The 23,968-nt window shown below is 74.1% G+C and carries 12 protein-coding genes and 1 pseudogene; 10 read left to right on the top strand and 3 right to left on the bottom strand.

Translation table 11 applies throughout. From position 1 onward, the window contains the following. Positions 1-23: 23 nt before the first annotated feature. The gene (locus ACZ5WC_RS07670; protein ID WP_468539928.1) at positions 24-1,025 is read right to left on the bottom strand and encodes a LuxR C-terminal-related transcriptional regulator; all 1,002 of its coding nucleotides are present in this window, start codon (positions 1,023-1,025) and stop codon (positions 24-26) included. Between the two features lie 82 nt (positions 1,026-1,107). Between ACZ5WC_RS07670 and ACZ5WC_RS07665 the strand changes: the two genes are divergently transcribed. From ACZ5WC_RS07665 to ACZ5WC_RS07635, 7 genes are all read left to right on the top strand, one after another. Then, positions 1,108-2,559 (top strand): MFS transporter, encoded by a 1,452-nt coding sequence (locus ACZ5WC_RS07665; protein WP_468539978.1) that lies wholly within the window; start codon positions 1,108-1,110, stop codon positions 2,557-2,559. Beyond that, positions 2,504-5,710: a type I polyketide synthase gene (locus tag ACZ5WC_RS07660; protein ID WP_468539927.1), complete on the top strand. Its 3,207-nt coding sequence runs from the start codon at positions 2,504-2,506 to the stop codon at positions 5,708-5,710. Before ACZ5WC_RS07665 ends, ACZ5WC_RS07660 begins: the two co-directional genes overlap by 56 nt. Next, positions 5,707-11,352: a MupA/Atu3671 family FMN-dependent luciferase-like monooxygenase gene (locus ACZ5WC_RS07655; RefSeq protein WP_468539926.1), complete on the top strand. Its 5,646-nt coding sequence runs from the start codon at positions 5,707-5,709 to the stop codon at positions 11,350-11,352. The genes ACZ5WC_RS07660 and ACZ5WC_RS07655 overlap by 4 nt, the downstream gene beginning before the upstream one ends. Further along, a complete protein-coding gene (locus ACZ5WC_RS07650; protein WP_468539925.1) occupies positions 11,349-12,650 on the top strand; it encodes a M18 family aminopeptidase in 1,302 nt (433 codons plus the stop codon). The genes ACZ5WC_RS07655 and ACZ5WC_RS07650 overlap by 4 nt, the downstream gene beginning before the upstream one ends. Before the next feature lie 75 nt (positions 12,651-12,725). Continuing rightward, the gene (locus ACZ5WC_RS07645) at positions 12,726-13,451 is read left to right on the top strand and encodes a thioesterase II family protein (RefSeq protein ID WP_468539924.1); all 726 of its coding nucleotides are present in this window, start codon (positions 12,726-12,728) and stop codon (positions 13,449-13,451) included. Further along, positions 13,448-14,287: an SDR family oxidoreductase gene (locus tag ACZ5WC_RS07640; RefSeq protein ID WP_468539923.1), complete on the top strand. Its 840-nt coding sequence runs from the start codon at positions 13,448-13,450 to the stop codon at positions 14,285-14,287. The genes ACZ5WC_RS07645 and ACZ5WC_RS07640 overlap by 4 nt, the downstream gene beginning before the upstream one ends. Positions 14,288-14,327: 40 nt before the next feature. After that, positions 14,328-16,910, top strand: coding sequence for a non-ribosomal peptide synthetase (locus ACZ5WC_RS07635; protein ID WP_468539922.1), 2,583 nt, complete (start codon positions 14,328-14,330; stop codon positions 16,908-16,910). 63 nt (positions 16,911-16,973) lie between these two features. Here the strand turns inward: ACZ5WC_RS07635 and ACZ5WC_RS07630 are convergent, their stop codons facing one another. Further along, positions 16,974-18,527 carry a ricin-type beta-trefoil lectin domain protein gene (locus ACZ5WC_RS07630; protein WP_468539921.1) on the bottom strand — a complete coding sequence of 518 codons (1,554 nt, stop codon included), beginning with the start codon at positions 18,525-18,527 and terminating at the stop codon, positions 16,974-16,976. 106 nt (positions 18,528-18,633) lie between these two features. Here ACZ5WC_RS07630 and ACZ5WC_RS07625 point away from each other — a divergent pair, with 106 nt between their 5' ends. Beyond that, the gene (locus ACZ5WC_RS07625) at positions 18,634-20,037 is read left to right on the top strand and encodes a class II fumarate hydratase (protein ID WP_468539920.1); all 1,404 of its coding nucleotides are present in this window, start codon (positions 18,634-18,636) and stop codon (positions 20,035-20,037) included. 105 nt (positions 20,038-20,142) lie between these two features. Here ACZ5WC_RS07625 and ACZ5WC_RS07620 read toward each other — a convergent pair. Then, positions 20,143-20,757, bottom strand: a pseudogene (locus ACZ5WC_RS07620) (RNA-guided endonuclease InsQ/TnpB family protein); the annotation flags it as partial. A gap of 155 nt (positions 20,758-20,912) precedes the next feature. On the opposite strand from ACZ5WC_RS07620, the gene fomD reads away from it, so the two are divergent. Continuing rightward, positions 20,913-21,599: a cytidylyl-2-hydroxypropylphosphonate hydrolase gene (fomD, locus tag ACZ5WC_RS07615; RefSeq protein WP_468539919.1), complete on the top strand. Its 687-nt coding sequence runs from the start codon at positions 20,913-20,915 to the stop codon at positions 21,597-21,599. A gap of 385 nt (positions 21,600-21,984) precedes the next feature. Further along, positions 21,985-23,886 (top strand): SpoIIE family protein phosphatase, encoded by a 1,902-nt coding sequence (locus tag ACZ5WC_RS07610; protein WP_468539918.1) that lies wholly within the window; start codon positions 21,985-21,987, stop codon positions 23,884-23,886. Positions 23,887-23,968 lie beyond the last annotated feature (82 nt).

Below are 23,968 nucleotides of genomic sequence, written 5' to 3'. Positions count from 1 at the left end.
TCGGCAGGCCCCCACGGCGTTCCTCAGTCGTCCAGCAGGCCCGACGTCGCCACCAGATAGCCCAGTTGGGCCCTGCTGGTGCTGCCGAGCTGCTCGGAGACCTTACGCATGTGCTCGGCCACACTGCGGCGGCTCAGGCCGATCCGGCGGCCGATGGCGGCGTCCGTCTCACCGTTCACCACGGCCTGGAGGATGGCCCGTTGGAGGTCGGAGGTGACCACGGGAGTACGCAGCGGCGCGCGTTCGGGGCGGACCGGGACCGCGCGGGCCCAGGCCTCGTCGAAGTGGCGCACCAGGAAGCGCACCAGGGACGGGTGCTGGACGCGCAGCGCGTGGTGCGGCTCGTCGGAGAACGGGATGAAGGCGAGGTCCCGGTCGAAGACGATGAACCGGTCGACGACCTCGGCCAGCGTCCTGATCTCGGCGCCCTCGGCGGTCACCTGGTCGATGTAGTCGAGCGTGGTGCGGTCCGAGCGGACGGTGTGCTGGTAGAGGGTGCGCTGCCGGATGCCGCGGCGCAGGTTGCCCAGGTCGCGCGGGAGGGACTCCGCCAGGACGCGGGCCGGGCGGCCGCCGCCGGGATGGGCCGTGCGGACCTCGGTGCGGCAGCCGCTGACCCCGGCGTCCAGCGCCTTGCTGATGACGGCCTCCCCGGAGAGCCGGGTGAGGGCGGGGCGTTCCTGGCGGTGCACATCGGCGTACAGGCCCTCGAAGGCGGCGAGGGTGGCGCGGGCGGACCGCAGGGTGCGGCGCTGCTCGACGATCGCTTCCTCGATCGGGGCGAGCGCGGCGAAGGACGCCGTCTCCGGCGGTACGGGAATGAGGTGGCCGGGCGCTTTCCGGTCGGCCACGAGGAGGTGCAGGGCGCGCAGGCAGGGCGGCACCGTCCCGGCCGGAAGGCTGCCTTCCGTCAGCGCACGCCGATAGGCCGCGAGCGCCGCCTCGCAGGGTTGTTCCGGTATCGACCGGTCCGACGGTGATTCACGGCAATCACATACCGGTGAGAGGGAATGATCGTCCTTCACAAGGATGCAGATTACCTTTGTGCAATCGGGAGTCTGCCGTCGAGCGCCGGTCTTCGATGAGGATGTGCGGGTGACATCTCGAATCGGCAGCGCGGACGGTCCGGCGGCGAACGGGACGGACGGCGACTCCCCGAACGCACGGGACACCGCGGTCTCCGAGCGGCGTTTTCGATTCCTCGTGGCCGGATATGCGCTGTCTTCGTACGGCACGTTCCTGAATATGGTGGCGCTGAATCTCTTCGTCTACGAGACGACCGGCCGGGCGCTGGCCATGGGGCTGTTCATGGCGGTGCGGCTCGCCTCGGGATTCGTGGCGGGATTGATCGTCGGCGGCCTTCTCGCCCGTTTCACCGCGAAAAGCATCATGCTGTGGGCGAATGTCGGCCAGGCCTGCGTGATGCTGGTGCTCGTCCTGGCACCGGACAGTGTGCTGACCGGGGCGCTGATGGCCGTCTCGGTGGTGATCGGGGCGTGCGGGACGCTGTTCATGGTGGCCCTGCGCAGTTCCATTCCGGAGATGGTCGGCGAGGACCGCAGGTCGTGGGCGAACTCCCTCTCGATCACCGGCCGTTCGCTGGCCATGGTGGCGGGGTTCGCCTCGGCGGGCGTGGTGGTGTCCCTCGTCGGGTACACGGCGGCGTTCCTGATCGACATGGCGACCTTCGTGGCCTGTGCGGTGACGGTGGCCGTGCTGCCGATCGCGGGTGGCAAGGGGGCGGGGGCCCCGCCCGCGGCTTCCGGGACGACGGACGAAACGGCGAAGGACCGGGGCACGGAGGCCGCCGGGAGGAAGGACGCGGAGGGTACCGGGCGGCGGTGGACGCCCGTGGCGTTCCTGGCGCTCGCCGCCGCCCCCGGCCTGGCGCTGATGGTGGCGCTGCGCGGGGTGGACGCGTTCGGTTCCTCGTCGCACAACGCGGCGCTGCCGATCTACTCGACCAGCCTGGACGCATCGAACCCCGCGGTGTTCGTCAGCGCGTTCTGGTGTGTGTGGGCGCTCGGCAACATCGGGGCGCAGCAGGTGATCCAGCGGTACACCCAGCGCACCGGCCGGTCGGTGGGGCCGCTCGGTTTCGGTTACGGCACGGTGGTGATGTCGGCGGCGTTCATCGCGGCGTTCGCCGGGTTCCCGCTGGCGGTGACGGCGGTGATCGCACTGATCGCGGGAGCCGCGGACGGCCTGACCGAGGTCTCGTACACCTCGCATCTCCAGACACTTCCGGCCACCTTGCGCGGTCACGCCTTCGGTCTTTCGGCCACTTTCGAGAACCTCGGTTTCGGCGTCGGCATGATCCTGGTGGCGGCGGCCCTCGACCGGTTCTCCCCGCTGGCCGTGGTGGGCTGGTCCCACGGCGCCGCCATCGTCGTCGCCGCCGTGTTCCTGGTGAGGGTCGCGGGGCTGCGACGGGCGGACCGCGAGGGGCTTCCGCGGAACGCGGAGGGCGCGGGGCGTGCGGGGCTGCGAAAGGAAGAGGCAGTTGAGGGACGACCGGATCGCGGTGATCGGGACGGCGCTGAGGTTCCCCGGGGCTGAGAGCCCCGAGGCGTACTGGCGCGACATCCGGGCGGGGGTCTCCCGCGTACGCCGGTTCACCCGGGCCGAGTTCGCGGCGGCCGGGGTGCCGGCGGAGGAGTACGGGCAGCCGGGCTACGGCGGGGCGAGCGCGCTCCTGGCGGACCTGCACGGCTTCGACGCCGGGTTCTTCGGCATGAGCGGGCGGGAGGCGGACCTCACCGACCCGCAGCAGCGGCTGTTCCTGGAGTGCTGCTTCCACGCCCTGGAGGACGGCGGTTACGCGGGCGGCGGCAACGGCGGCGCTGACGCGGGCGGCGACCGTGCGAGCGCCGGTTCCGTACGGATCGGGGTGTACGGCAGCTCCGGCTACCGCCTGTACTCGCTGCACAGCTATCTGGCGACGCACCTGGCGGCCGAGGCCGGCTCGGGCGACTGGATGACGGCGAAGCAGGTCCAGGTCGGCAACTACCCGGACTTCACCGCCACCCGGGCGGCCTTCCGGCTCGGTCTGACCGGTCCCGCGCTCACCGTGTCGACGGCCTGCTCCAGCGCACTGGTCTCCGTCCACCTGGCCTGCCAGGCGCTGCGCGCCGGGGACGCGGACCTGATGCTGGTGGGCTCCGCGGCCCTGCACCTGCCGCAGGTCAGCGGCCGCGTCCCGGTGAAGGGCTCCACCCTCTCCCCCACCGGCATGGTCCGGGCCTTCGACGCGGACGCGGACGGCACGGTCGGGGGCAACGGGGCCGCCGCCGTCCTCCTGAAGCCGCTGGAGCGGGCGCTGGCCGACGGCGACACCGTGCACGCGGTGATCCTGGGCTCGGCGGTCACCAACGACGGTGCCGGCAAAGGGGGGTTCGCCGCGCCCGGGGTCGCCGGGCAGCGGGACGCGGTGCTCGGGGCGCTGCGCGCGGCGGGCGTGGACGCGGCGTCGATCGGTTACGTGGAGGCGCACGGCACGGGCACGCTCAAGGGCGACCCGATCGAATTCGCCGCCCTGACCGAGGCGTTCCGCCGCCACACGGATCGGACCGGCTTCTGCGCCCTCGGCTCGACCAAGCCCGCCATCGGCCATCTGGACAGCGCGGCGGGGCTGGCGGGGCTGGTCAAGGCCGTCGAGGTGCTGCGGCACGGGGTGGTCCCGCCGCTGGTGAACTTCTCCCGGCCCAACCCGGCGCTCGCGGTGGCGGACAGCCCGTTCCTGCTGCCGGTACGGGAGTCTCCCTGGCCGCTGGCCGGGGTGCGGCGGGCCGGGGTGCACTCGATCGGCATGGGCGGGACGAACGCACACGTGATCCTGGAGCAGGCGCCCGAGGCCGCTCCGGTGGGACGCGGCGAGCAGCCCGCCCCCGTACCCGCGCTGCTGCCGCTCTCGGCGGCGGACGGGGACGCGCTGCGGGCCTACGCCGCCTCGCTGCGCGACCATCTGGCGAGCGGCACGGCCCCCGCCCCCGCCGATCTGCTGACCACCACCGCGCTCGGGCGGCGGCTCCTGCCGCACCGCCTGGTCGTCACCACGGCCGACCCGGTGGCCGGTCTCGACGCGTTCCTCGCCGGGGCCCCGGCGGGCGAGGCGTACGCCACCGGGGTCGCCGACGACGTGAGGGACCCGGTGTTCCTGTTCAGCGGGCAGGGCGGCGGCCACCCGGGCATGGGCGCGGAACTCGCCGCGCGCTTCCCGGTCGTGGCCGAGGTGCTGGAGTCCTGTGCCGGGGTGTACGCGCAGGAGACCGGCCGGGGCGACTTCCTGGACCGGATCGTCACGGGACGGGGCCCCGAGCGGTGGGACACCGCCTTCGCGCAGCCCGCCCTGTTCGCCCTCCAGCTCGCCCAGGCCCGGCTGTGGGAAAGGCTCGGGATCACCCCGGGCCGGGTCGCCGGGCACAGCGTCGGAGCGTACGCGGCGCTCTGCGTGGCCGGGGCGCTGGAACCCGAGGACGCGATGCGCCTGGTGTGCGGGCGCGGGCGGCTGATGGAGGAGGGGACCGACCGGGGCGCGATGGTCGCCGCGTTCGTCGCCAGGCCCCGGGTGCGCGAGCTGCTGGCCGCCGTCCCGGGCCTGGAGCTCGCCGTGGTCAACGGGGCGCGCCACCATGTGCTGGGCGGCCCCCCGGAGGCGGTGGACGCGGCCCGGGGGCTGCTCGCGGCACGGGGTGAGGCACATGAGGTACTGGCGGTGGACCGGGCGTTCCACACGGCACTGCTGGACCCGGTGCTGGAGGAGTTCGGGCTGCTCGCCGACAAGGCGGAACTGCGCCCGCTGCACACGGAGTTCGTCGACGGGGTCGACGGTTCGGTGCGCCCCGCCGGGTGGCGCCCTGACGCCGCGTACCTGGTCGCGCAGGCCCGCCGCACGGCCGACTTCGCCGCCGTCCTGGACCGGCTGGCCGGGGCCCCGGTGCTGCTGGAGCTGGGCCCGTCGGCCGTGCTGACCGCGATGGTCCGCCGGTCGCTGCCGGACGCGGTCTGCGTACCGGCCCGGCACTGGGAGCGGGCGGTGGCCGCACTGCACTGCGCCGGGGCTCCGGTGGACTGGGCCGCGCTGCTCGACGGGTGCGGCGGACGGCGCGTCCGGCTGCCCACGTACCCCTTCCGGCGCCGCTCCCACTGGACCGGCCCGCTCCCGTACACACCGACCACACCGCTCACGGAGCTGCCTGCCCCGCACGGCAGGGCAGCTCTCCCATCCCCACGCACCACGGAGGACCGCATGACCGAACAGGCCGTACTGGACAGGGTGCTGGAGCTGACCGCGCGCCACCTCGGCCACCGCCCCGCCGAGGTCGGCGCCGACCGCACCTTCGTGGGTCTCGGCGCGGACTCGCTCCAGCTCATCGGGATGGTGCGGCAGTTGGAGGCCGAGTTCGCCACGGAGATCAGCATGCGGGAGATCCTGGAAGAGGCGGGCACACCCCGGCTGACGGCCGCGCTGATATCCGGGCGGAAGGCGCCCGGGAACCCACGGGAGGCGGTGGAGCCGGCGGCCGGGCCACGTGAGGAGCCGGTTGCGGCGTCCGGCGAGCCGGTGTACGCGACGCGCGCCGAGGTCGCCGCCCTGTCGGAGCAGATACGTCAGCTGGCCGAGACCCAGGCCGCGATGCTCACCCAGCTCTCCGAGGCGGTCGCCCTGCTGACCGGCCGCGCCGGGACCACGGGGACGGACCCGCGATGAGCGCGACGACGAACGTGTCCGCCGACGCCGTGGCCAGAGCGGCGGAGCTGTCCCGCGGCCTCACCGCACAGCTGTCGGCGGCCCGCGACCAGGCGGCCGGAGCGGCGGCACCCGCCGCCGGAACGGCCCCGCACGGCCCCCGGCTCGTCGTCGACACGGCGGGCGGGATGGCCGGGGCGGGCGCGGACGAGGCGCAGCGGGCCCACACCGCGTCCCTGATCCGCCGGTTCACCGAGCGCACCCGCGCCTCCAAGGAGCTGGCCCGGCGGCACCGTTCGGTGCTCGCCGACAGCCGGGCCGTCGTGGGCTTCCGGGACGCCACCAAGGAGATGCTGTACCCGCTCGCGGCCCGTTCGGCGCGGGGCTCCCGCCTCACCGACGTGGACGGCAACGAGTACACCGACATCACCATGGGGTTCGGCGCCCTCCTCCTCGGCCATGAGGCGGAGCCCGTCACCGACGCCGTGGGCCGCCACCTCGCCGCCGGGCTGCGCTTCGGGCCCCGCTCCCCCGACACCGGGGAGGCCGCCGCCCTGCTCGCCTCGCTGACCGGTCTGGAGCGGGTCGCCTTCGCCTCGTCCGGTACGGAAGCGAACTCGGCGGCCGTGCGACTGGCCCGCGCCGCGACCGGGCGCGACAAGATCGTCATGTTCCGGGGCTCGTACCACGGGCACATCGACTCCGTGCTGGGCCGGCCGGGCGGTCCGGGGCAGCACGCGGTGCCCGTCTCCCGGGGCATCCCGGACAGCGCGGTGGCCGAGCTGATCGTGCTGGAGTACGGGGAGCAGGAGTCCCTGGAGACGATCGACGCCCTCGGCGACTCGATCGCGGCCGTGCTGGTGGAGCCCGTGCAGTGCCGCAACCCGGGGCTGCGGCCGGTGGAGTTCGTGCGCTCCCTGCGCGAACTCACCGCGCGCCGGGGCATCGTGCTGCTCTTCGACGAGATGCTGACCGGGCTGCGCCCCCACCCGCGCGGCGCACAGGACCACTTCGGTGTGGTGCCGGACCTCGCCACGTACGGCAAGGCGCTCGGCGGCGGCTTCCCGATCGGGGCGATCGCCGGGCGCGCGGACCTGCTCGACGGGGTCGACGGCGGTTTCTGGCAGTACGGGGACGCCAGCAGGCCTCCGCGCGAGACGACGTTCTTCGGCGGTACGTACATGCAGCACCCGCTGTCCATGGCGGCCGCCCGCGCGGTGCTCACCCATCTCACCGAGCGGGGCCCCGGACTCCAGGAGCGGCTGAACGCCCGCACCCAGGGCCTGGCCGACCGGCTCAACGCCTTCTTCCGGGACGAGGAATTCCCGCTGGAGCTGGCCCACTTCGGGTCGATGTTCCGCTTTGTGCACCGCGCCGACCTGGAGTTGCTCTACCACCACCTCCAGCTGCGCGGCGTGTACGTCTGGGAGTGGCGCAGCTTCTACCTCTCCACCGCCCACACGGACGAGGACGTGGACCGGATCGCCGAGGCGGTGGAGGGTTCACTGCGCGAACTGCGCGACGGCGGGTTCTTCCCCCGGGCTTCCCGGCCGCCGTCGCCCGCCCTCCAGCGGCAGGCGGACCGTCCCGCCCCCGACTTCGGCGTCTACTTCTTCGGCGACTACCCGCAGAGCGACGGGAGCGGCGGGAGCGGCGCTCCGGAGGCGTACGACACCGTCTTCGAGACGGCGCGCTTCGCCGACGAGCGCGGCTTCTCCTCCGTCTGGCTGCCCGAGCGGCACTTCGACACCTTCGGCGGGATCTTCCCGAACCCCTCCGTCCTCGCCTCCGCCCTGGCCCGGGAGACCCGGCGCATCCGGATCAACGCGGGCTCGGTCGTCCTGCCGCTGCACGATCCGGTGCGGATCGCGGAGGAGTGGTCGGTGGTCGACAACCTCTCCGGCGGCCGGGTCGGCATCGGCTGTGCCACCGGCTGGCACGCCCGGGACTTCGTCCTGCACCCGGACCGGTTCGCCGACCGGCGCGCCATCGCCTTCGACCACCTGGACGAGGTGCGGCGGCTGTGGCGCGGCGAGGCCGTGCGGCGGCGTACGGGCGAGGGCGCGGAGGCGGAGATACGCGTCCGGCCGCGCCCGGTGCAGGACGAGCCGCCGTTCTTCCTCGCCACCTCCGGGCAGCGCGCCTCCTACGAGGACGCGGCCCGGCGGGGTCTGGGGGTCGTCACCCATCTGATGAGCCAGAGCGTGGACGAGCTGGCCGCGAACATCGCGCACTACCGGCGTACGCGGGCGGCGTGCGGGCTCGACCCGGAAGCCGGGCGGGTGACGGTGCTGGTGCACACCTATCTGGGCGAGGACCACGCCACGGCGCGGGCCGATGCGCTGGAGCCGATGGTGCGGTATCTGCGGTCCTCGCTGATGATGCGTTCGGCCGCCACCGCGCTGGACCGCGGCCGCGGGGACGTGGCGGCGGCGAGCGAGGAGGATCTGGACTACCTGTTCCGCAGGGCGTACGACCGCTACTGCGACCAGCGGGCCCTGATCGGTACGCCGGAGAGCGTCGCCCCGTTCGTGGCCGCGCTGCACGGGGCCGGGGTGGACGAGATCGCCGCTCTCGTCGACTTCGGGATGGACCGGGAGCGGCTGCGCGCGGGCCTGGAGCACCTCGACGCCCTGCGCCGCCGGACGCGGGAGCGGGGCGCCGGGGATGCGGAGACCGTCGCGCCCGCCACCTCGGCGCAGCGGCGGCTGTGGCTGGCCGCGCAGTTGCTGGCGAACCCGGCGGCGTACAACGAGACCCAGTCCGTACGGCTGCGGGGGCCGCTGGACGAGGCGGCGCTGCGGACGGCGGTGGACGGGCTGGTCGAGCGGCACGCGGGGCTGCGGACGGTGTTCCGGCCCCAGGGCGGGGGGAGCGGGCAGGACGCCCGCGGCAACGGGCCCGGCGCCTCCGCTCCCGGTGTCGCGCAGGTCGTCCGGAACGGGCTGCGCATCCCGTTGACGGTGACCGACGCCCGGGGGCAGGACCCCGATCGGGCGATCGCGGCGCTGCTCTCCGAGGAGAGCGCCCGGGCCTACGACCTGGCCGAGGGCCCGCTGTTCACCCCGCGGCTGCTGCGGCTGGCCGAGGACGATCACGTCCTGGTCCTCGGCCTGCACCACATCATCACCGACGGGCACTCGGCGTCCCTGATCGCCGCCGACCTCCAGGAGCTGTACACGGCGGCCCGCGCCGGACGCCCGCCGGTCTTCGAGCGCCCCGCCGGGACCACCCTCGGGGCCCCCGAACCCGCCCACGACCCGGCCGACCTGGTCTGGTGGCGCGCACACCTGGGCGAGAAGCCCCCGGTCCTGGCGCTGCCGACGGACCGGCCGCGCGGCCGCCGGGTGGCGGGGCGCGGCGGGGCGGCCGCCCGGACCGTGGACCGGGAGCGGGCGGACCGGCTGCGGGAGTGGAGCGGGCAGCAGGGCGTGACCCTGTTCGCCACCCTGTGCACGGCCTGGCAGCTGGTGCTGCGGCGGCGGGCGGGGCAGGACACGTTCCTGCTCGGCACGACGTTCGGGCGGCGGCGGCCTTCGACGGCGGACGCGGTCGGCTTCCATGTGGCGCTCCTGCCGCTGCGGCTCTCCGCCACGGACGCGACCCCGCTTCCGGAGGCCGTACGGGCCACCGGCCGGGCGCTGTTCGAGGCGGACGAGCGCAGCGGGGTGGACCTGGACGCGCTGCTCGCCGCTGTCCGGCCGGCCCCGGGGAACCCGCGCCCGCTGGTGACGGTTTCGGTCGATCTGGACCGGGCGCCGCTGGCCGGAATCGATCTGCCGGGGCTGCGTTCGGAGGCGGTGGCTGCGGGCACGGAATCGGCGCCCCTGGAGCTGGCGCTGATGGCCGCCCACGCCCCGGACGGAAGCCTGCGGCTGCGGCTGCGCTACGACGCGGATCTCTTCGACCCGGGGACGGCGGAGGCGTATCTCGCGGAGCTGGACGCGCAGTTGGACGCGATGACGTCCGCTCCGCACGGGGAGAGCGCCCTTGGCACGGCCGCTTCGCCGCACGGGGAGCCCGCCGTCGGCACCGCCGCCCTCCTCCGCGAGGTCTGGGAGTCCGTTCTCGATGTGCGCGGCTTCCCCGCCGACAGCAACTTCTTCGATCTGGGCGGCAACTCCATCGCCGCGATCCGTCTCGTCAACCGGGTCCGGGACGCCCTCGGCACCGACTACCCGCTCGCGGACTTCTTCGCCGAAGCCACCCTGCGGGCCATGACCGAGCAGCTGACCGGCGGCGGCCGCCCCACGGCGGCGGGGGACACGGCCCTGGTCGACCGCACCCCCGTCAGCGACCAGCAGGCCCGGATGATCGCCGGGCACCACGCCGTGCCCGACCCGGCGGTGTGGAACGTGCCGACGCGGATCACGTTCACCGGGGCGCTGGACCCGACGGCCCTGCGGTCCGCCGTGTCCGGGGTGATCGCCCGGCACGACGCGCTGCGGACCCGCTTCGCGCAGGAGGACGCGCCGGACGGGCCGTGGTGGCAGGAGGTGGTGGCGGCGGAGCCGGTGGCCCTGCCGGTGGAGGACCTGACGACGCTGCCGCCCGGCGAACGGCGCTCCCGGGCGGACGCCCTGTGCCGTGCGGACGCGGCGGCCCCCTTCGAGCTGAGGCAGCCGCTGTTGCCGAGGCTCCGGCTGCTGAGGGTCGAGGCGGACCGCTGGGAGCTGATGTTCGTCCTGCACCACGTCTGCGCCGACGGCTGGTCGCTGTCCGTGCTGCTCGCGGAGATCGCCGCGCTGTACACGGCGGCCGCCGCCGGTGTCCCGCACGGGCTGCCCGATCCGGCGATGCAGGCCCCCGGGTACGCGCGGTGGCAGCGGGCGAACCACGATCCGGCGGCCGAGGAGGAGCGCGCCGCGTTCTGCGCCCGCTACCTCGACGGGGTGCCGTCCGCCGTTCCCGTACCGACGGACCGGCCGCGTCCGCAGAAGCTGAGCGGGCACGGGGACACCGTGCGCGGGGTCGCGTCCGGTGCGGTGCGGGCGGCCGTGGAGAAGCTGGCGGCCGACCGGCGCACCACCCCGTTCGCGGTCGCGGCGGCGGCGCTCGGGGTGTTCCTGACCCGGCTGTCCGGGGAGCCGGACACCTTGCTCAGCGTGCCGTACGCCAACCGCGAGGGCACCTCTTCGGAGTCGCTGGTCGCCATGACGTCCACGGCGGTGATGGTCCGCGTACGACTGGATTCAGCCAATCTTGACGAGAGCTGTGGGGACTTCGCGGTCCGTACGGGCGTGGGGGCGCTGGGCGCCATGGCGCATGTGCTGCCCACCGCGCGCATCATGCAGGCGATGCGGGACGCGGGCGCTGTCAGCGTCCCGGACCGGGTACCGCACGTCCTGGCGTTCCAGAATTCGGTCGACACGGACATCGAGATCCCCGGTCTCCGGGTCGAGGTGGCCGATCTGGCACCGCCGCTTTCCCGCAGCGAGCTGTGCTTCGGGCTTGCGCCGCGCCGTGACGCAGCGAAGGGTTATCGAACGTTCCTGGAATTCTCCACCGACCTGTGGGACCACGAGACCGCCCACGACCTCCTCTCGTCGTACACCGATCTGCTCGCGGAGTTCTGCGCCCGGCCCGACCGGCCGGTGCGGGAGCTCCTTGAGGAGCCCCTCTCGCAGCCACTGCCGAACACCGGAAAGGCGGACGCCGTATGACTCCGGCCCCCCACCGCAGCCACACCGACGACCTGCTCGCCTTCATCGCCGCCAGCCCCTCCCCGTACCACGTGGTGGCCAGTGCGGCCCAGCGCCTGGAGAAGGCCGGGTTCCGCGAGCTGCGCGGTACGGACGACTGGACCGGCGCGACCGGTGGCTGCTTCATCAGCCGCGCCGGTGCGCTCATCGCCTGGTACGTCCCCGAGGGCGCGCCCGCCCACACTCCGTTCCGGATCGTCGGGACCCACACCGACTCCCCGAACCTGCGGGTCAAACCGGCCCCGGACAGCGGCACTTCGGGCTGGCGACAGATCGGGGTGGAGATCTACGGCGGGGTCCCGCTGAACACCTGGCTCGACCGGGACCTCGGCATCTCCGGGCGGCTCGCGCTGCGCGGCCCCGACGGCACCCCGCGCAGCCGGCTGGTCCAGATCGACGAACCCCTGCTGCGCATCCCCCAGTTGGCCATCCACCTGGACCGTACGGTGAACGAGGGCGTGGCACTGGACCGGCAGCGGCACATCGCGCCGATCTGGGCGCTGGGCGACCCCCAGGAGGGCGAGCTGCTGCGCCGGGTCGCCGCGGGCGCCGGGGAGGACCCGGCGGACGTGCTGGGCTGGGACCTGATGCTGCACGACATCCAGCCGCCCGGATACCTGGGCGTGGACCGGGAGTTCGTGGTCGCGTCCCGGCTGGACAACCAGATCTCGGTGCACGCGGGGGTGAGCGCCCTGGTCGACGCGGCGACGGGAGCCGCCCGGCCGTCCTTCGTGCCGGTGCTGGCCGCGTTCGACCACGAGGAGGTCGGCAGCGGCTCCGAGACGGGGGCGCAGAGCCCGCTGCTGGAGCGGACCCTGTCGCGTTCGGTCTCGGCGCGCGGCGGCAGCGAGGAGGACTGGTCGCGGGCGCTGGCGGGCGCGTTCTGCGTCTCCGCCGACATGGCGCACGCGGTGCACCCCAACTACGCGGAGCGGCACGACCCCGACCACCGGCCGCTGCCCAACGGCGGCCCCACGGTCAAGGTGAACGCCAACCAGCGGTACGCCACCGACTCCACCGGCATCGCGATGTTCACCGCGGCCTGCGAGCGGGCCGGGGCGCCCTGGCAGCCGTTCGTCTCCAACAACGCGATGCCCTGCGGTACGTCGATCGGGCCGATCACCGCGGCGCGCCTCGGCGTCACCACGGTGGACGTCGGGGTGCCGGGGCTGTCCATGCACTCGGCGCGCGAACTGTGCGGGGTGCGCGACCCGGGCTACCTCGCCGCGATCCTGACCACGATCATGGTCGGGGACTGACCGGACCTCCCGGGCGGCAGCGACCGGCGCGGGCTCCGTACGTAACAGACAGCGAAGAAGAGAACAGGAACGACCGTGGCCGACGAAGAGACCGTCCTCATCTGCCTGCCCTTCGCCGGGGCGGGTCCCTCCGTCTTCACGCCCTGGCAGGCGGCGGCGCCGGAGGGACTGCGCGTCCTCCCGCTCTCCCTGCCGGGCCGTGAGAAGCGGTTCCCCGAGCCCGCGTACACCTCGGCGGCCCCGGCCGTGGACGACGCGTTCGCGCAGGTGACGGCGGAGCTGGGCGAGGCGGGCGGCCCGGTCGTCCTGTTCGGGCACAGCATGGGCGCGGTCCTCGCGTACGAACTGGCGCACCGCATCGAGCGGTCGGCCGCGGCCCCCCGCCTGGACGCCCTCGTCGTCAGCGGCTCGCCCGGCCCCTGGACGCCGCGCACGGACCGGGCGGGCGATCTGCCGGACGAGGAGTTCGCGGTCCGGGTACGGGAGTTCGCCGGGTACGACCACCCGGCGCTGGAGGTCCCGGAGATGCGGGAGCTGCTGCTGCCGACGCTCCGGGCGGACGTCCGGCTCCACGAGTCGTACACCCCGTCCTGCGACCGGCCGCTGGGGGCGCCGGTCGTCTCGGTCCGGGGCCGGGAGGACGCCCTCGTCGGGGCGGCGCAGGCGGCCGAGTGTGGCCGGGCGACCACGGGGAAGCTGACCGTGGCCGAGCTGGACGGCGGGCACATGTATCTCACCGAGCGGCCGGGCGCGCTGCTGGAGCTGGTCGCCGCCGAGGTGCGCGCGGCGCGCGGCCGATGACGGGCGGCGGGGGGCGGCTCGCCGGGCGGACGGCGCTGATCACGGGTGCGGCGCGCGGTCTCGGCCGGGCCTGTGCGCTGGCGTTCGCCCGCGAGGACGCCGACCTGCTCCTGCTGGACGTGGCGGGCGAGCTGCCCGGGGTGCCGTATCCGCTCGGCTCCGCCTCCCAGCTCGCGCACACCGCGGACCTCTGCCGCGAGGCCGGGTCCGCCGTGCTGACCCGGCAGGCCGACGTCCGGGACCTGGCGGCGCTCCAGGAGGCGGCGGACGCGGCCGAGGAGCGCTTCGGGCGGATCGACGTCCTGGTCAACAACGCGGGGATCGCAGCCCCTTCGGGCCGCCCGGCGCACGAGATCGGCGAGGCCGAGTGGCAGCTGATGATCGACGTGGACCTGAGCGGTGCCTGGCGGGCGATCCGGGCGGTGGGCGGCCGGATGGCCGCTCAGGGGTCCGGTTCGATCGTCAACATCGCCTCGACGGCGGGGCTGGTGGGCTACCGGCACTTCGCGGGGTACGTGGCGGCCAAGCACGGTCTGGTCGGCCTCACGAAGGCGGTGGCCCTGGACTACGCGCCGCGCAAGGTCCGGGTCAACGCCGTGTGTCCGGGCTCGGTACGGGACGACGCGGCGATGGAGGGCCGGATGCTGGCGGAGATCGCCCGCTCGCTGGAGGTGCCGGTGGGTGAGCACGAGGAGACCTTCGTCCGGGACCAGCCGATGAACGCGCTGGTCGAGCCGGGCGATGTGGCGGCCGCGGCGCTCTGGCTGGCCTCGGACGAGTCCCGCCAGGTGACCGGCAGCGTGGTCACCGTGGACGGCGGCTTCTCCGCCCGCTGACCTCTCCGTCCCCTCCCCCGCACCCCGAGGAGCCGTGCACGTGCCGCCCACCCACCACACCCTGACCGTCGCTCTGCCCGCGGCCGCCACAAACGCCGAGCTCGCCGCCGCCCTCACGGCCGCCGCCGGGCTGTGGTGGCCCGGCGATCGCCGCCGCCCCCGGCTGTGGCCCGAGGCGGTGCCCGCCCCGGCCGGATCGGACGCGGCCGCCCGCCGCCGCGCGGCCGAGGCGAGCCGTCCGGTCGCCCCGGGCCACCGGCTGCGCGCGGTGCTGCTGCGGTACGCGGACGGGGAGCACGGACACCGCCCCGACCTCGTCCTGACCGCCGACGCCGCCGCGCTCGACGCCCACTCGCTGCGGCTGGTCGCCCGGGTGCTGCGGGGCGAACTGGCCCCGGACACGGTCACCGCGCTCGACGGGCCGCTCCCCCCGGACCCCCGCCTGGACGACGCGACCCGGCGGCTGGCGGCGGCCCTCGCGGTGACGGCCGGGCGGTACACGGGCGTGTCCTCGGTGCGGGTCGCCGTTCCCGTTCCGGCGAAGGACCGGCCCCCGTACGCGCTGGGCGCACTCGACGGGTACGCGGTGTTCACGGCGGACCTGTCCCCCGGCCGTACGGTCGGGGACCTGCTCGCCACCGGACCGGCCGCCCCCCTGGCCGAGGGCGAGGAGCCGCCCGCCCTGCGTCTGGTGGCGGATGCCGGGGGCGGGGCCGTCACCCTGCCGGCCGGACCGGGCCGGCTGCCCGTACCGGCGCATCAAGTGATGCACGTACGGGAACAGTTGGCGACCGCACCGCCCGACATGCGGCTCTCCGCGCTCGATCCGCTCAGCGCGGCGGAAAGCGCGGCCCGACTCGCCCTGGGCGCACCCGGTTCCGCCGAGCGCCCCGCTCCGCTCCGCATCGACGCCGCCTTCGCCGCGCAGGTCGCCGCCCACCCCGACGCGCCCGCTCTCACGAGCGGCGCCGCCACCCTGACCTACGCCCAACTCGACGCCCGCGCCGAGGTGTTGGCCGACGGGCTGCACGCGCACGGCGTCCGGCCGGGCGATCTCGTCGGCCTCTGCCTGCCCCGCTCGACGGACCTGGTGGCGGCGATGCTCGCGGTGCTGAAGGCGGACGCGGTGTACGTACCGCTCGATCCGGAGCATCCGGCGGACCGGCGGGAGCGCACCGCGCGGGACGCGGGGCTGCGGCTGACCGTGGAGGACCCGGCCGCCCTCACCGGCCACCCGCCCCGGCCCGCCGCGGACAGGCGGGCGGCCGCCTCCCCCGCCTACGTCATCCACACCTCGGGGTCGACCGGCCGGCCCAAGGGGGTCCTCGTCCCGCACGCCAACGTCACGGCCCTGGTCGACGCCGTCCGCGACGACTTCGGCCTCTCCCCCGACGGCACCTGGACGTGCTTCCACTCGGCCGCGTTCGACTTCTCGGTGTGGGAGATCTGGGGCGCGCTGCTGACCGGCGGGCGGCTGGTGGTCGTGGACCACTGGACCAGCCGCTCGCCGGAGGACTTCCACGCCCTGCTGGTACGGGAGCGGGTGAGCGTGCTGAGCCAGACTCCGTCGGCGTTCACCCAGCTCGCGGCGGCCGACCGGGCCTCGCGGGCGGCGGTCGCCGTCCGGCTGGTGGTGCTCGGCGGCGAACCGCTGGACGCCCGTCCGCTGCTGGACTGGTTCGACCGGCACCCCGAGGACCGCTGCCGCCTGGTCAACATGTACGGGATCACCGAGACCACCGTCCATGCCACCGCCACCACGGTGACCCGCCGTCAGGCCCTCGACGGCTCCCGGTCGGTGGGGCGGCCGCTGCCCGGCTGGTCGGTCCGGGTCCTGGACGCGTGCGGGCGGCCCGTGCCGCCGGGCGCTCCCGGGGAGATCCACGTGGGCGGGGCGGGCGTGGCGCTGGGCTACCTGGACCGGCCCTCGCTCACCGCCGAACGCTTCGTGCCCGACCCCGCGGACCCGGCGGGGCGGCGCCTCTACCGCAGCGGCGACCTGGGGCGGCTGCTGGCCGACGGGACCCTGGAGCATCTGGGCCGGATGGATGACCAGGTGAAGGTGCGGGGCTTCCGGATCGAGCCCGGGGAGATCCGCCACGTCCTGCTGGAGGACCCGGCGGTGTCGGCGGCGGCGGTCCGGGTCACCGGCGGCGAGGAGGGGGACGCGGCGGCGGTCCGGATCGACGCGTACGTGGTCCCGGCGCCGGGCGCGGGCGAGGACCCCGGGCCCGTGCGGGAGCGGGCGGCACGGCTGCTGCCCGCGCACATGGTGCCCGCGACGGTGACCGTCCTGGCCGCGCTCCCCCTCACCGCGAACGGCAAGCTGGACCAGGCCCGGCTGCCCGCGCCCGCCGCCCACCGGGCCCCGCCCGCGGCACCTCACGAAGCGTCCCGCGAGAGCGGCCCCACGGCCGCCCTCGCCGCCGTCTGGCAGGAGGTGCTGGGCGTCGAGCAGGTCGGCCGGGACGACAACTTCTGGGACCTGGGCGGCAACTCGCTGTACGCGATCCGGATCGGCACGCTCGCCCGGCAGCGCGGGCTGCCCGGTGTGCGGCTGCGGCAGCTGTATCTGACCCCGACGCTCGGGGCGCTGTCGGACGCGCTGGCGCGGGAGCCGTGACCTGGCACGGGGGCGGCCGCAGCACGGCGACCGCCCCCGCTCACGCCGTGACGCACGCCGTCACTACGCGAATCGCTGCTTCGCGCTGCCGTCGCACGTCTGGAGCTTCAGCGGGTCCTTGGCCCCCGCCAGCGTCAGACACAGGCCGGTCGCCGCGGCCGGGCGGAGGGTGCCCGCCTGCTGGACGAACTTCTGGTTGGCCGCGCCGGAGCAGTTCCACACGATGAGCGTGGCGCCCGCGTCGTACTCCGCGCCGGGCACGTCCAGGCACCGGTCGTGGCTGAGCGCGGTACGCAGGGTCTGCGTGCCGCCGTCGTACCACCAGCTCTGGTTGCGGCCGCCGTGGCAGTCCCAGCCGCCGATCGCGGTCCCGTTGCGGGTCACCGAGGCCGGGACGTCGACACAGGTGCCGGTCGCCTCGTTCGTCAGCGGGCTGAACAGGTCGTCCCAGGCCGCGCCCTGGAGCACCGGGTTCCCCGTGCTCGCCGGGTCGGCGCAGCTCGCCTCGCGCAGCCCGGAGTCGTACATCTGGGTCAGGCAGGAGGCGAAGGCCCGGTGGCCCGCCGCGTTGGGGTGGAAGGACTGCCGTACGGAGTTCTCGTCGGGCAGGCCGGGCTTGCTCAGGTCGATGTAGAGGCCGCGCGCCCAGGGGCTCTCGCTGCACACCTCGTGGCCGTGGAAGAGCCGGGAGTTGTCGAGGTAGGCGGCGCCGGTGGACGCGGCGGCCTTGCGCATCCCCGTCTGGAAGGCGGGTACGGCGGTGTTGCGGCCCCAGACGGTGTCGGAGTCGTAGCCCATGCCGCCGCAGATGAGCTTGCCGGGGAAGTCCGGGTTGTCGCGGAAGTCCGGGCCGATCGGGCTCGGGTAGCCCATGAGGACGAGCTTGTAGTCGCTGTTGGCGTACCCGGCCTCCGTCATGACGGTGCGCAGGTCGCGGACGGTCGCCTCGACCTTGGGGACGAGCGCGTCGACGCGGGCCTGCCAGCCGCTCGCGTACTTGGGCTCGCAGGGGCCCTGGAGGGTGAGGTAGCGGACCACGCAGTCGGTCATGACCGGGCCGAACTGGAGGTCGTCGTTGGCCCCGGCGACCAGGACGATCATCTTGATCCGGGTGTTGCGGGCCTTGATGGCGAGGCTGTCGCTCTGGACCAGCTCGTCGGCGTACTGCTTGTTTCCGCCGATTCTGATGTTCCCGGTATAGGCGCCGGAGCAGGAGACGTTGTACGTGACGTCCGCCGCGATGCCCGTGCGGTGGATGGCGGCCTCCGGCGAGCGGTGGCACCAGTTGTCCGGCCCGTTGGTGCCGGGGTCGTAGGTGCCGACGCCCTCGCCGGAGATCTCGCTGTCGCCGAGCGAGATCAGGCCGGTCTTGCGGTCGGCGAGTGGCCGTTCGGCGGGGCTGCCGTACAGCTGGGTGGCCTCGGCGGCCCGGACGGCTTCCAGCGCGGGCGGGAGAGGGGTGGATGCGATAGAGCTGGTACCCGACTCCGCCGCGCCCGCGGGCCCGGCGGCCGCCATACCGCCGACCGCGGCCGCGAGAGCGACGGCGGCGGCGACCGTACAGCGGAGCCGGCGAAGGCTTCCGAGCCTTCGAAGTCTGTTGCTGGTGCGCCTCATTGCGCCTCCCGGTGAGTGGTTACCCCCGGTATTTACTGGCCGGTAGGCGACTTGGGAATAGATAGAACAAGACAAGTGCTCATCTTTTTCAGGAGGTTTAAACACCATGGTCGACATGTCAGGTACCGACGGTTTCCGGATCGAACACGACTCGATGGGCGAGGTGAAGGTCCCCGCACACGCCAAGTGGCGCGCGCAGACCCAGCGGGCCGTGGAGAACTTCCCGGTCTCCGGACAGCGTCTTGAGCGGGCGCACATCGAGGCGCTGGCCCGGATCAAGGGTGCGGCCGCCAAGGTCAACGCCGAACTGGAGGTGCTGGATCCGGACATCGCGGCCGCGATCCAGGAGGCGGCCGCCGAGGTCGCCTCGGGCCGCTGGGACGAGCACTTCCCGGTCGACGTCTTCCAGACGGGCTCGGGCACCTCCTCGAACATGAACACCAACGAGGTGATCGCCACCCTCGCCTCCGAGCGGCTGGGCCGCGAGGTCCACCCCAACGACCATGTGAACGCCTCCCAGTCGTCCAACGACGTCTTCCCGTCCTCCATCCACATCGCCGCGACCGCCGCCGTCACCGCCGACCTGATCCCCGCCCTGGACCACCTGGCGGAATCCCTGGGGCGGAAATCGGCCGAATTCTCGGAGGTCGTGAAGGCGGGCCGTACGCATCTGATGGACGCGACCCCGGTCACCCTCGGCCAGGAGTTCGGCGGCTACGCGGCACAGATCCGCTACGGCGTGGAGCGGCTGCGCGCCTCGCTGCCCCGGCTCGCCGAACTGCCGCTCGGCGGTACGGCGGTGGGCACCGGCATCAACACCCCGCCGGGCTTCTCGGCCGCCGTGATCGCGGAGGTCGCGGGCGCCACCGGGCTCCCGCTCACCGAGGCCCGCGACCACTTCGAGGCGCAGGGCGCACGGGACGGACTCGTGGAGACCTCCGGCCAGCTCCGGACGATCGCCGTCTCACTGACCAAGATCTCCAACGATCTGCGCTGGATGGCCTCGGGCCCGCGCACCGGTCTCGCCGAGATCGCGCTGCCCGACCTCCAGCCCGGCTCCTCGATCATGCCGGGCAAGGTCAACCCGGTGATCCCCGAGGCGGTCCTGATGGTCGCCGCCCAGGTCACCGGCAACGACACGACGGTCGCCACGGCCGGCGCGGCGGGCAACTTCGAGCTGAACGTGATGCTCCCGGTCATCGCGAAGAACCTGCTGGAGTCCGTACGGCTGCTGGCCAACGCCTCCCGGCTGCTCGCGGACCGCACGGTCGACGGCATCACCGCGGACGCCGAACGGGCCCGCGCCTACGCCGAGTCCTCGCCCTCCGTGGTCACCCCCCTCAACAAGTACATCGGCTACGAGGAGGCGGCGAAGGTCGCCAAGAAGTCCCTCAAGGACGGGACGACGATCCGTGAGACGGTCCTGGCCTCGGGCTATGTGGAGCGCGGCGACCTGACGACGGAGCAACTCGACGAGGCGCTGGACGTACTGCGGATGACGCGGCCGTGAGCGCCGGGCGGGGGGCCCGGTGACACCCTCTGGGTGACCCTTGCCGCAGCGGGTCCCCTCGCCACCTCTCCGTAGGATCTCTCCTTGACATCCTCCCCCTCCTGAATGGAGGGGGAGTCCTACGGCTCGCGCCGTGGGGCACAGGCTGGTGATCCCGGCGTCGGTCCCGACCGTGTTGGTGGTCCCGGGCATCGGTGCGGGGATGTCGTCGCACAGCATCGAGACCGACCAACGCCCGGTCGCGTCCTGCGACACGGTCACGGTGAACGGCGTCGCACCTTCGGGAAGGGGCCGGGACCACACGACGTCGAGCGGTTCCCGCATCTTCGCGAGGGTGAGCCTGCCGTCCCGGTAGCGGAAACCGCTGGTGGTGTACTCGGCGGACCGGCGGGACTTCTTCTTCGACCTGAAGGTCGGGTACCCGGCCCGCTTCTGCCAGAAGTTCCCGAACGCGCCTCGCAGACGCCGCAGCGTCTGCTGCGACGGCACCGACGACACCTCGGACAGGTAAGCCAGTTCCTCGGTCATCTGCCACGAGGTGAGCATCGCGGAGGCGGCGTTGTCGTTGACCCGCTCCTGACGGAGCGTCCACGCCTCGGGCCGTGCGGCGAGCGCCAGGTTGCAGACCTTCCGAACGCACCCGAACGTGCGCGACAGCTCCGCCGCCTGCGCATCGGCCGGACGGAAGCGGTATTTGAACGCCCGCTTCACCTGGTTCACACGCTCACAAACCAGCGACGCCGCGAATTAAGATCAACCCGCGGGTCAGAGCACGACCTTTCACCCGGCGGACGCACCTCGCCCGCTGCCCTGCTCCGCAGGAGCTGTGCTTCCTCCCCGAGCCAAGGCACGAGGTATCCACACAGGAGGAAAAGATGACAGGTATGGGAGAGTGCGCACGCTGGGCGCCGGGGGACCAGATCCTCTGGCGCTACCGCGACAACGGCCGGGCCCACCGGGCGGCTGACGCCCCGCCCGTGCATATCTGCCGCCCGGTGACCGTCGTCCAGGACACCGACGAGCTGCTCGCCGTCTGGATGGCGCCCGGCACCGAATGCGTACGGCCGGTGCTGGCCGACGGCGGGCAGGTGCACGCCGAACCACTGGCCACCCGCTACACCGCGCCGCGCACCACGGCCCGTTCGACCTGGTTCGGCTCCGGGGTGCTGAAGCTCGCCCGGCCCGGTGACCCGTGGTCGGTGTGGCTGTTCTGGGACCGGGGATGGATCTTCCGCAACTGGTACGTGAACCTGGAGGAGCCCCGCACCCGGTGGTCCGGAGGGGTGGATTCCGAGGATCACTTTCTCGACATCTCGGTGAACCCCGACCGCAGCTGGCGGTGGCTCGACGAGGACGAGTTCGCCCAGGCGCAGAGCGTCGGCCTGATGGACCGGGAGACCGCCGCCCGGGTCCGGGAGGCGGGCCGGGCGGCGGTCGAGGTGATCACGGGCTGGGGCTCGCCGTTCCGGGACGGCTGGGAGCACTGGCGGCCCGATCCGCGGTGGCAGGTGCCGCCCCTGCCGGATGACTGGGACCGCACCCCCGCCCATATGCCGTCGTGAGACCCTGGAAGCAGCCTTCGGGCGGCCCGGTGGGCAGGACCGGGCCCGCACAGGGCCGGACGCCGCAACCGGCGGACACCACACCGGAACTGACCACAAGTCATCGCACCGGTCGCACGGAGGGAACGGGCCACGGACCCGGACGTTCCGCGCGGTCGCCGGGACCACTACGAGGGGGTGGAGACATGCACGCCGTCCGCTGCCCCGCCACCGCGGCCGCCGCCGGAGGGATCGCCCGTCGGCCAACTCCGCGGCGCTCGGTTTCGGCCCCCCGTATGGGGGCATCCGGTGACAGCCGTTGTTCTTACCGCGCTTGCCGGGGCACAGTAACGCCCCACGAGGTGACTGCCTCATACAACCGGCCCGGACGGACGGAATCCCACGCGTGACGGAGCACCCCACCTCCCACGAAGGCCGGCAGCCGCTCGCGGCCCGGCAGCAGGAGCGCACCCGGCCCCGGCAGCAGGACGCCGCGGCGGCGGCCGCCGCTGCCGCGATCCCGGGCCCGGCCGCCGCGCCCGCCCCCGGTCCCGGAGCGGCCGCCGTCGCGGACGCGCAGGCGGCCACCCGCCGCGAGGGCGACCGGCTGCGCTTCGTCGGCGCGGCCACCCGGCGGATCGCCCGGGGCATAGACCTGGACGAGATCGTCCTCGGCCTGTGCCGGGCCAGTGTGCCGACGTTCTCCGACGCGATCCTGGTCTATCTGCGCGATCCGCTGCCGGTCGGGGACGAACGCCCGGTGAGCCCGTTCGTCCTGCGGCTGCGCCGCAGCGACCGGCTGCGTTTAAGCGACGAGGAGAGCGAGGCGGGCCCGGAGACGGAACGGCTGCGGCCGATCGTCATCGACCCGCAGGCCGACCTGATGCCCGCGGCCGAGCTGTGCGAGGTGCGGGCGGGCGGGGCGCTGGCGGAGGTGCTGCGCGGGGTGCGGCCGGTCTTCGGCGACTCCGCTGCGGCGCGTGCCGCCCTGCCCGAGCTGCTGGGCCCCGGCCGCGGCGTCCCCACCGGGCACCGGGCGATCCTCGCCCCGCTGCGCGGCAGGCGGCGGGTGATCGGGGCGGCGGTCTTCGTACGCGGCACCGAGCGGGCCCCGTTCGAGGCCAGTGACCTTTTGGTCGCGGCGCAGCTGGCGACGCACACCGCGCTCGGCATCGACAAGGCCGTGCTGTACGGGCGCGAGGCCTACATCGCGGACGAGCTCCAGCGCACGATGCTCCCGGACTCGCTCCCCCAGCCCACCGGCGTCCGGCTCGCCTCGCGCTACCTCCCGGCGGCCGAGACGGCCCGGGTCGGCGGCGACTGGTACGACGCGATCCCGCTGCCGGGCAGCCGGGTCGCGCTGGTCGTCGGTGATGTGATGGGCCACTCCATGACCTCGGCGGCGATCATGGGCCAGCTGCGGACGACGGCGCAGACCCTGGCACAGCTCGACCTGCCGCCGCAGGAGGTGCTGCACCACCTGGACGAGCAGGCGCAGCGGCTGGGCAGCGACCGCATGGCGACCTGCCTGTACGCGGTGTACGACCCGGTCGCGCACCGGATCACCATCGCCAACGCCGGGCACCCGCCGCCGGTGCTGCTGCACCTGGGCGGCCGGGCCGAGGTGCTGGTGGTGCCGCCGGGCGCGCCCATCGGAGTGGGCGGCGTCGACTTCGAGGCCGTCGAGCTGGACGCGCCCGCCGGTGCCACCCTGCTCCTCTACACCGACGGCCTGGTGGAGTCACGGCTGCGGGACGTGTGGACGGGCATCGAGCAGCTGCGGGAGCGCCTCGCGGCGACCGCGCAGCTCACCGGCCCGGACCACGCACCGCCGCTGGAGGCGCTCTGCGACGACGTGCTGGACATGCTCGGCCCGGGTGACCGGGACGACGACATCGCGCTGCTCGCCGCCCGCTTCGACGGGATCGCGCCGAGCGATGTGGCGTACTGGTATCTGGAGCCGGAGGACGCGGCCCCTCGCCGGGCCCGCAGGCTGGCCCGGCGGGCGCTGGACCGGTGGGGTCTGGAGGAGCTGGCCGACGAGGTGGAGCTGCTGGTCAGCGAGGTGGTCACCAACGCGGTGCGGTATGCGGAGCGGCCGGTGACGCTGCGGCTGCTGCGGACCGACGTCCTGCGCTGCGAGGTCGGCGACGACTCCCCGCAGCTGCCCCGGCAGCGCCGGGCCCGGGACACGGACGAGGGCGGCCGCGGGCTGTTCCTGGTCAACCGGCTGGCCCGGCGGTGGGGGGCGACGCGGCTGTCCACGGGGAAGGTCGTCTGGTTCGAGATGGCGACCCGGGGGCAGTAGGGGCGGATGGGCGTTCCAGGTCCAGGTCCTCGGTGACGGACCGTGGCGAAATGTTGCCGACCCCGAACCGTCGGAGTTGACT

It is taken from the genome of Streptomyces sp. NPDC033165 (assembly GCF_055577965.1).
Note: the sequence above shows the minus strand (reverse complement) of the source record. Positions and strands in the feature narration are given on the sequence as shown.

Coding starts and splice junctions, on each gene's coding strand:
- fomD (WP_468539919.1), top strand. CDS start 20,913: ATGACAGGTATGGGAGAGTGCGCACGCTGGGCGCCGGGGGACCAGATC.
- ACZ5WC_RS07630 (WP_468539921.1), bottom strand. CDS start 18,527: ATGAGGCGCACCAGCAACAGACTTCGAAGGCTCGGAAGCCTTCGCCGG.
- ACZ5WC_RS07655 (WP_468539926.1), top strand. CDS start 5,707: ATGAGCGCGACGACGAACGTGTCCGCCGACGCCGTGGCCAGAGCGGCG.
- ACZ5WC_RS07625 (WP_468539920.1), top strand. CDS start 18,634: ATGGTCGACATGTCAGGTACCGACGGTTTCCGGATCGAACACGACTCG.
- ACZ5WC_RS07640 (WP_468539923.1), top strand. CDS start 13,448: ATGACGGGCGGCGGGGGGCGGCTCGCCGGGCGGACGGCGCTGATCACG.
- ACZ5WC_RS07650 (WP_468539925.1), top strand. CDS start 11,349: ATGACTCCGGCCCCCCACCGCAGCCACACCGACGACCTGCTCGCCTTC.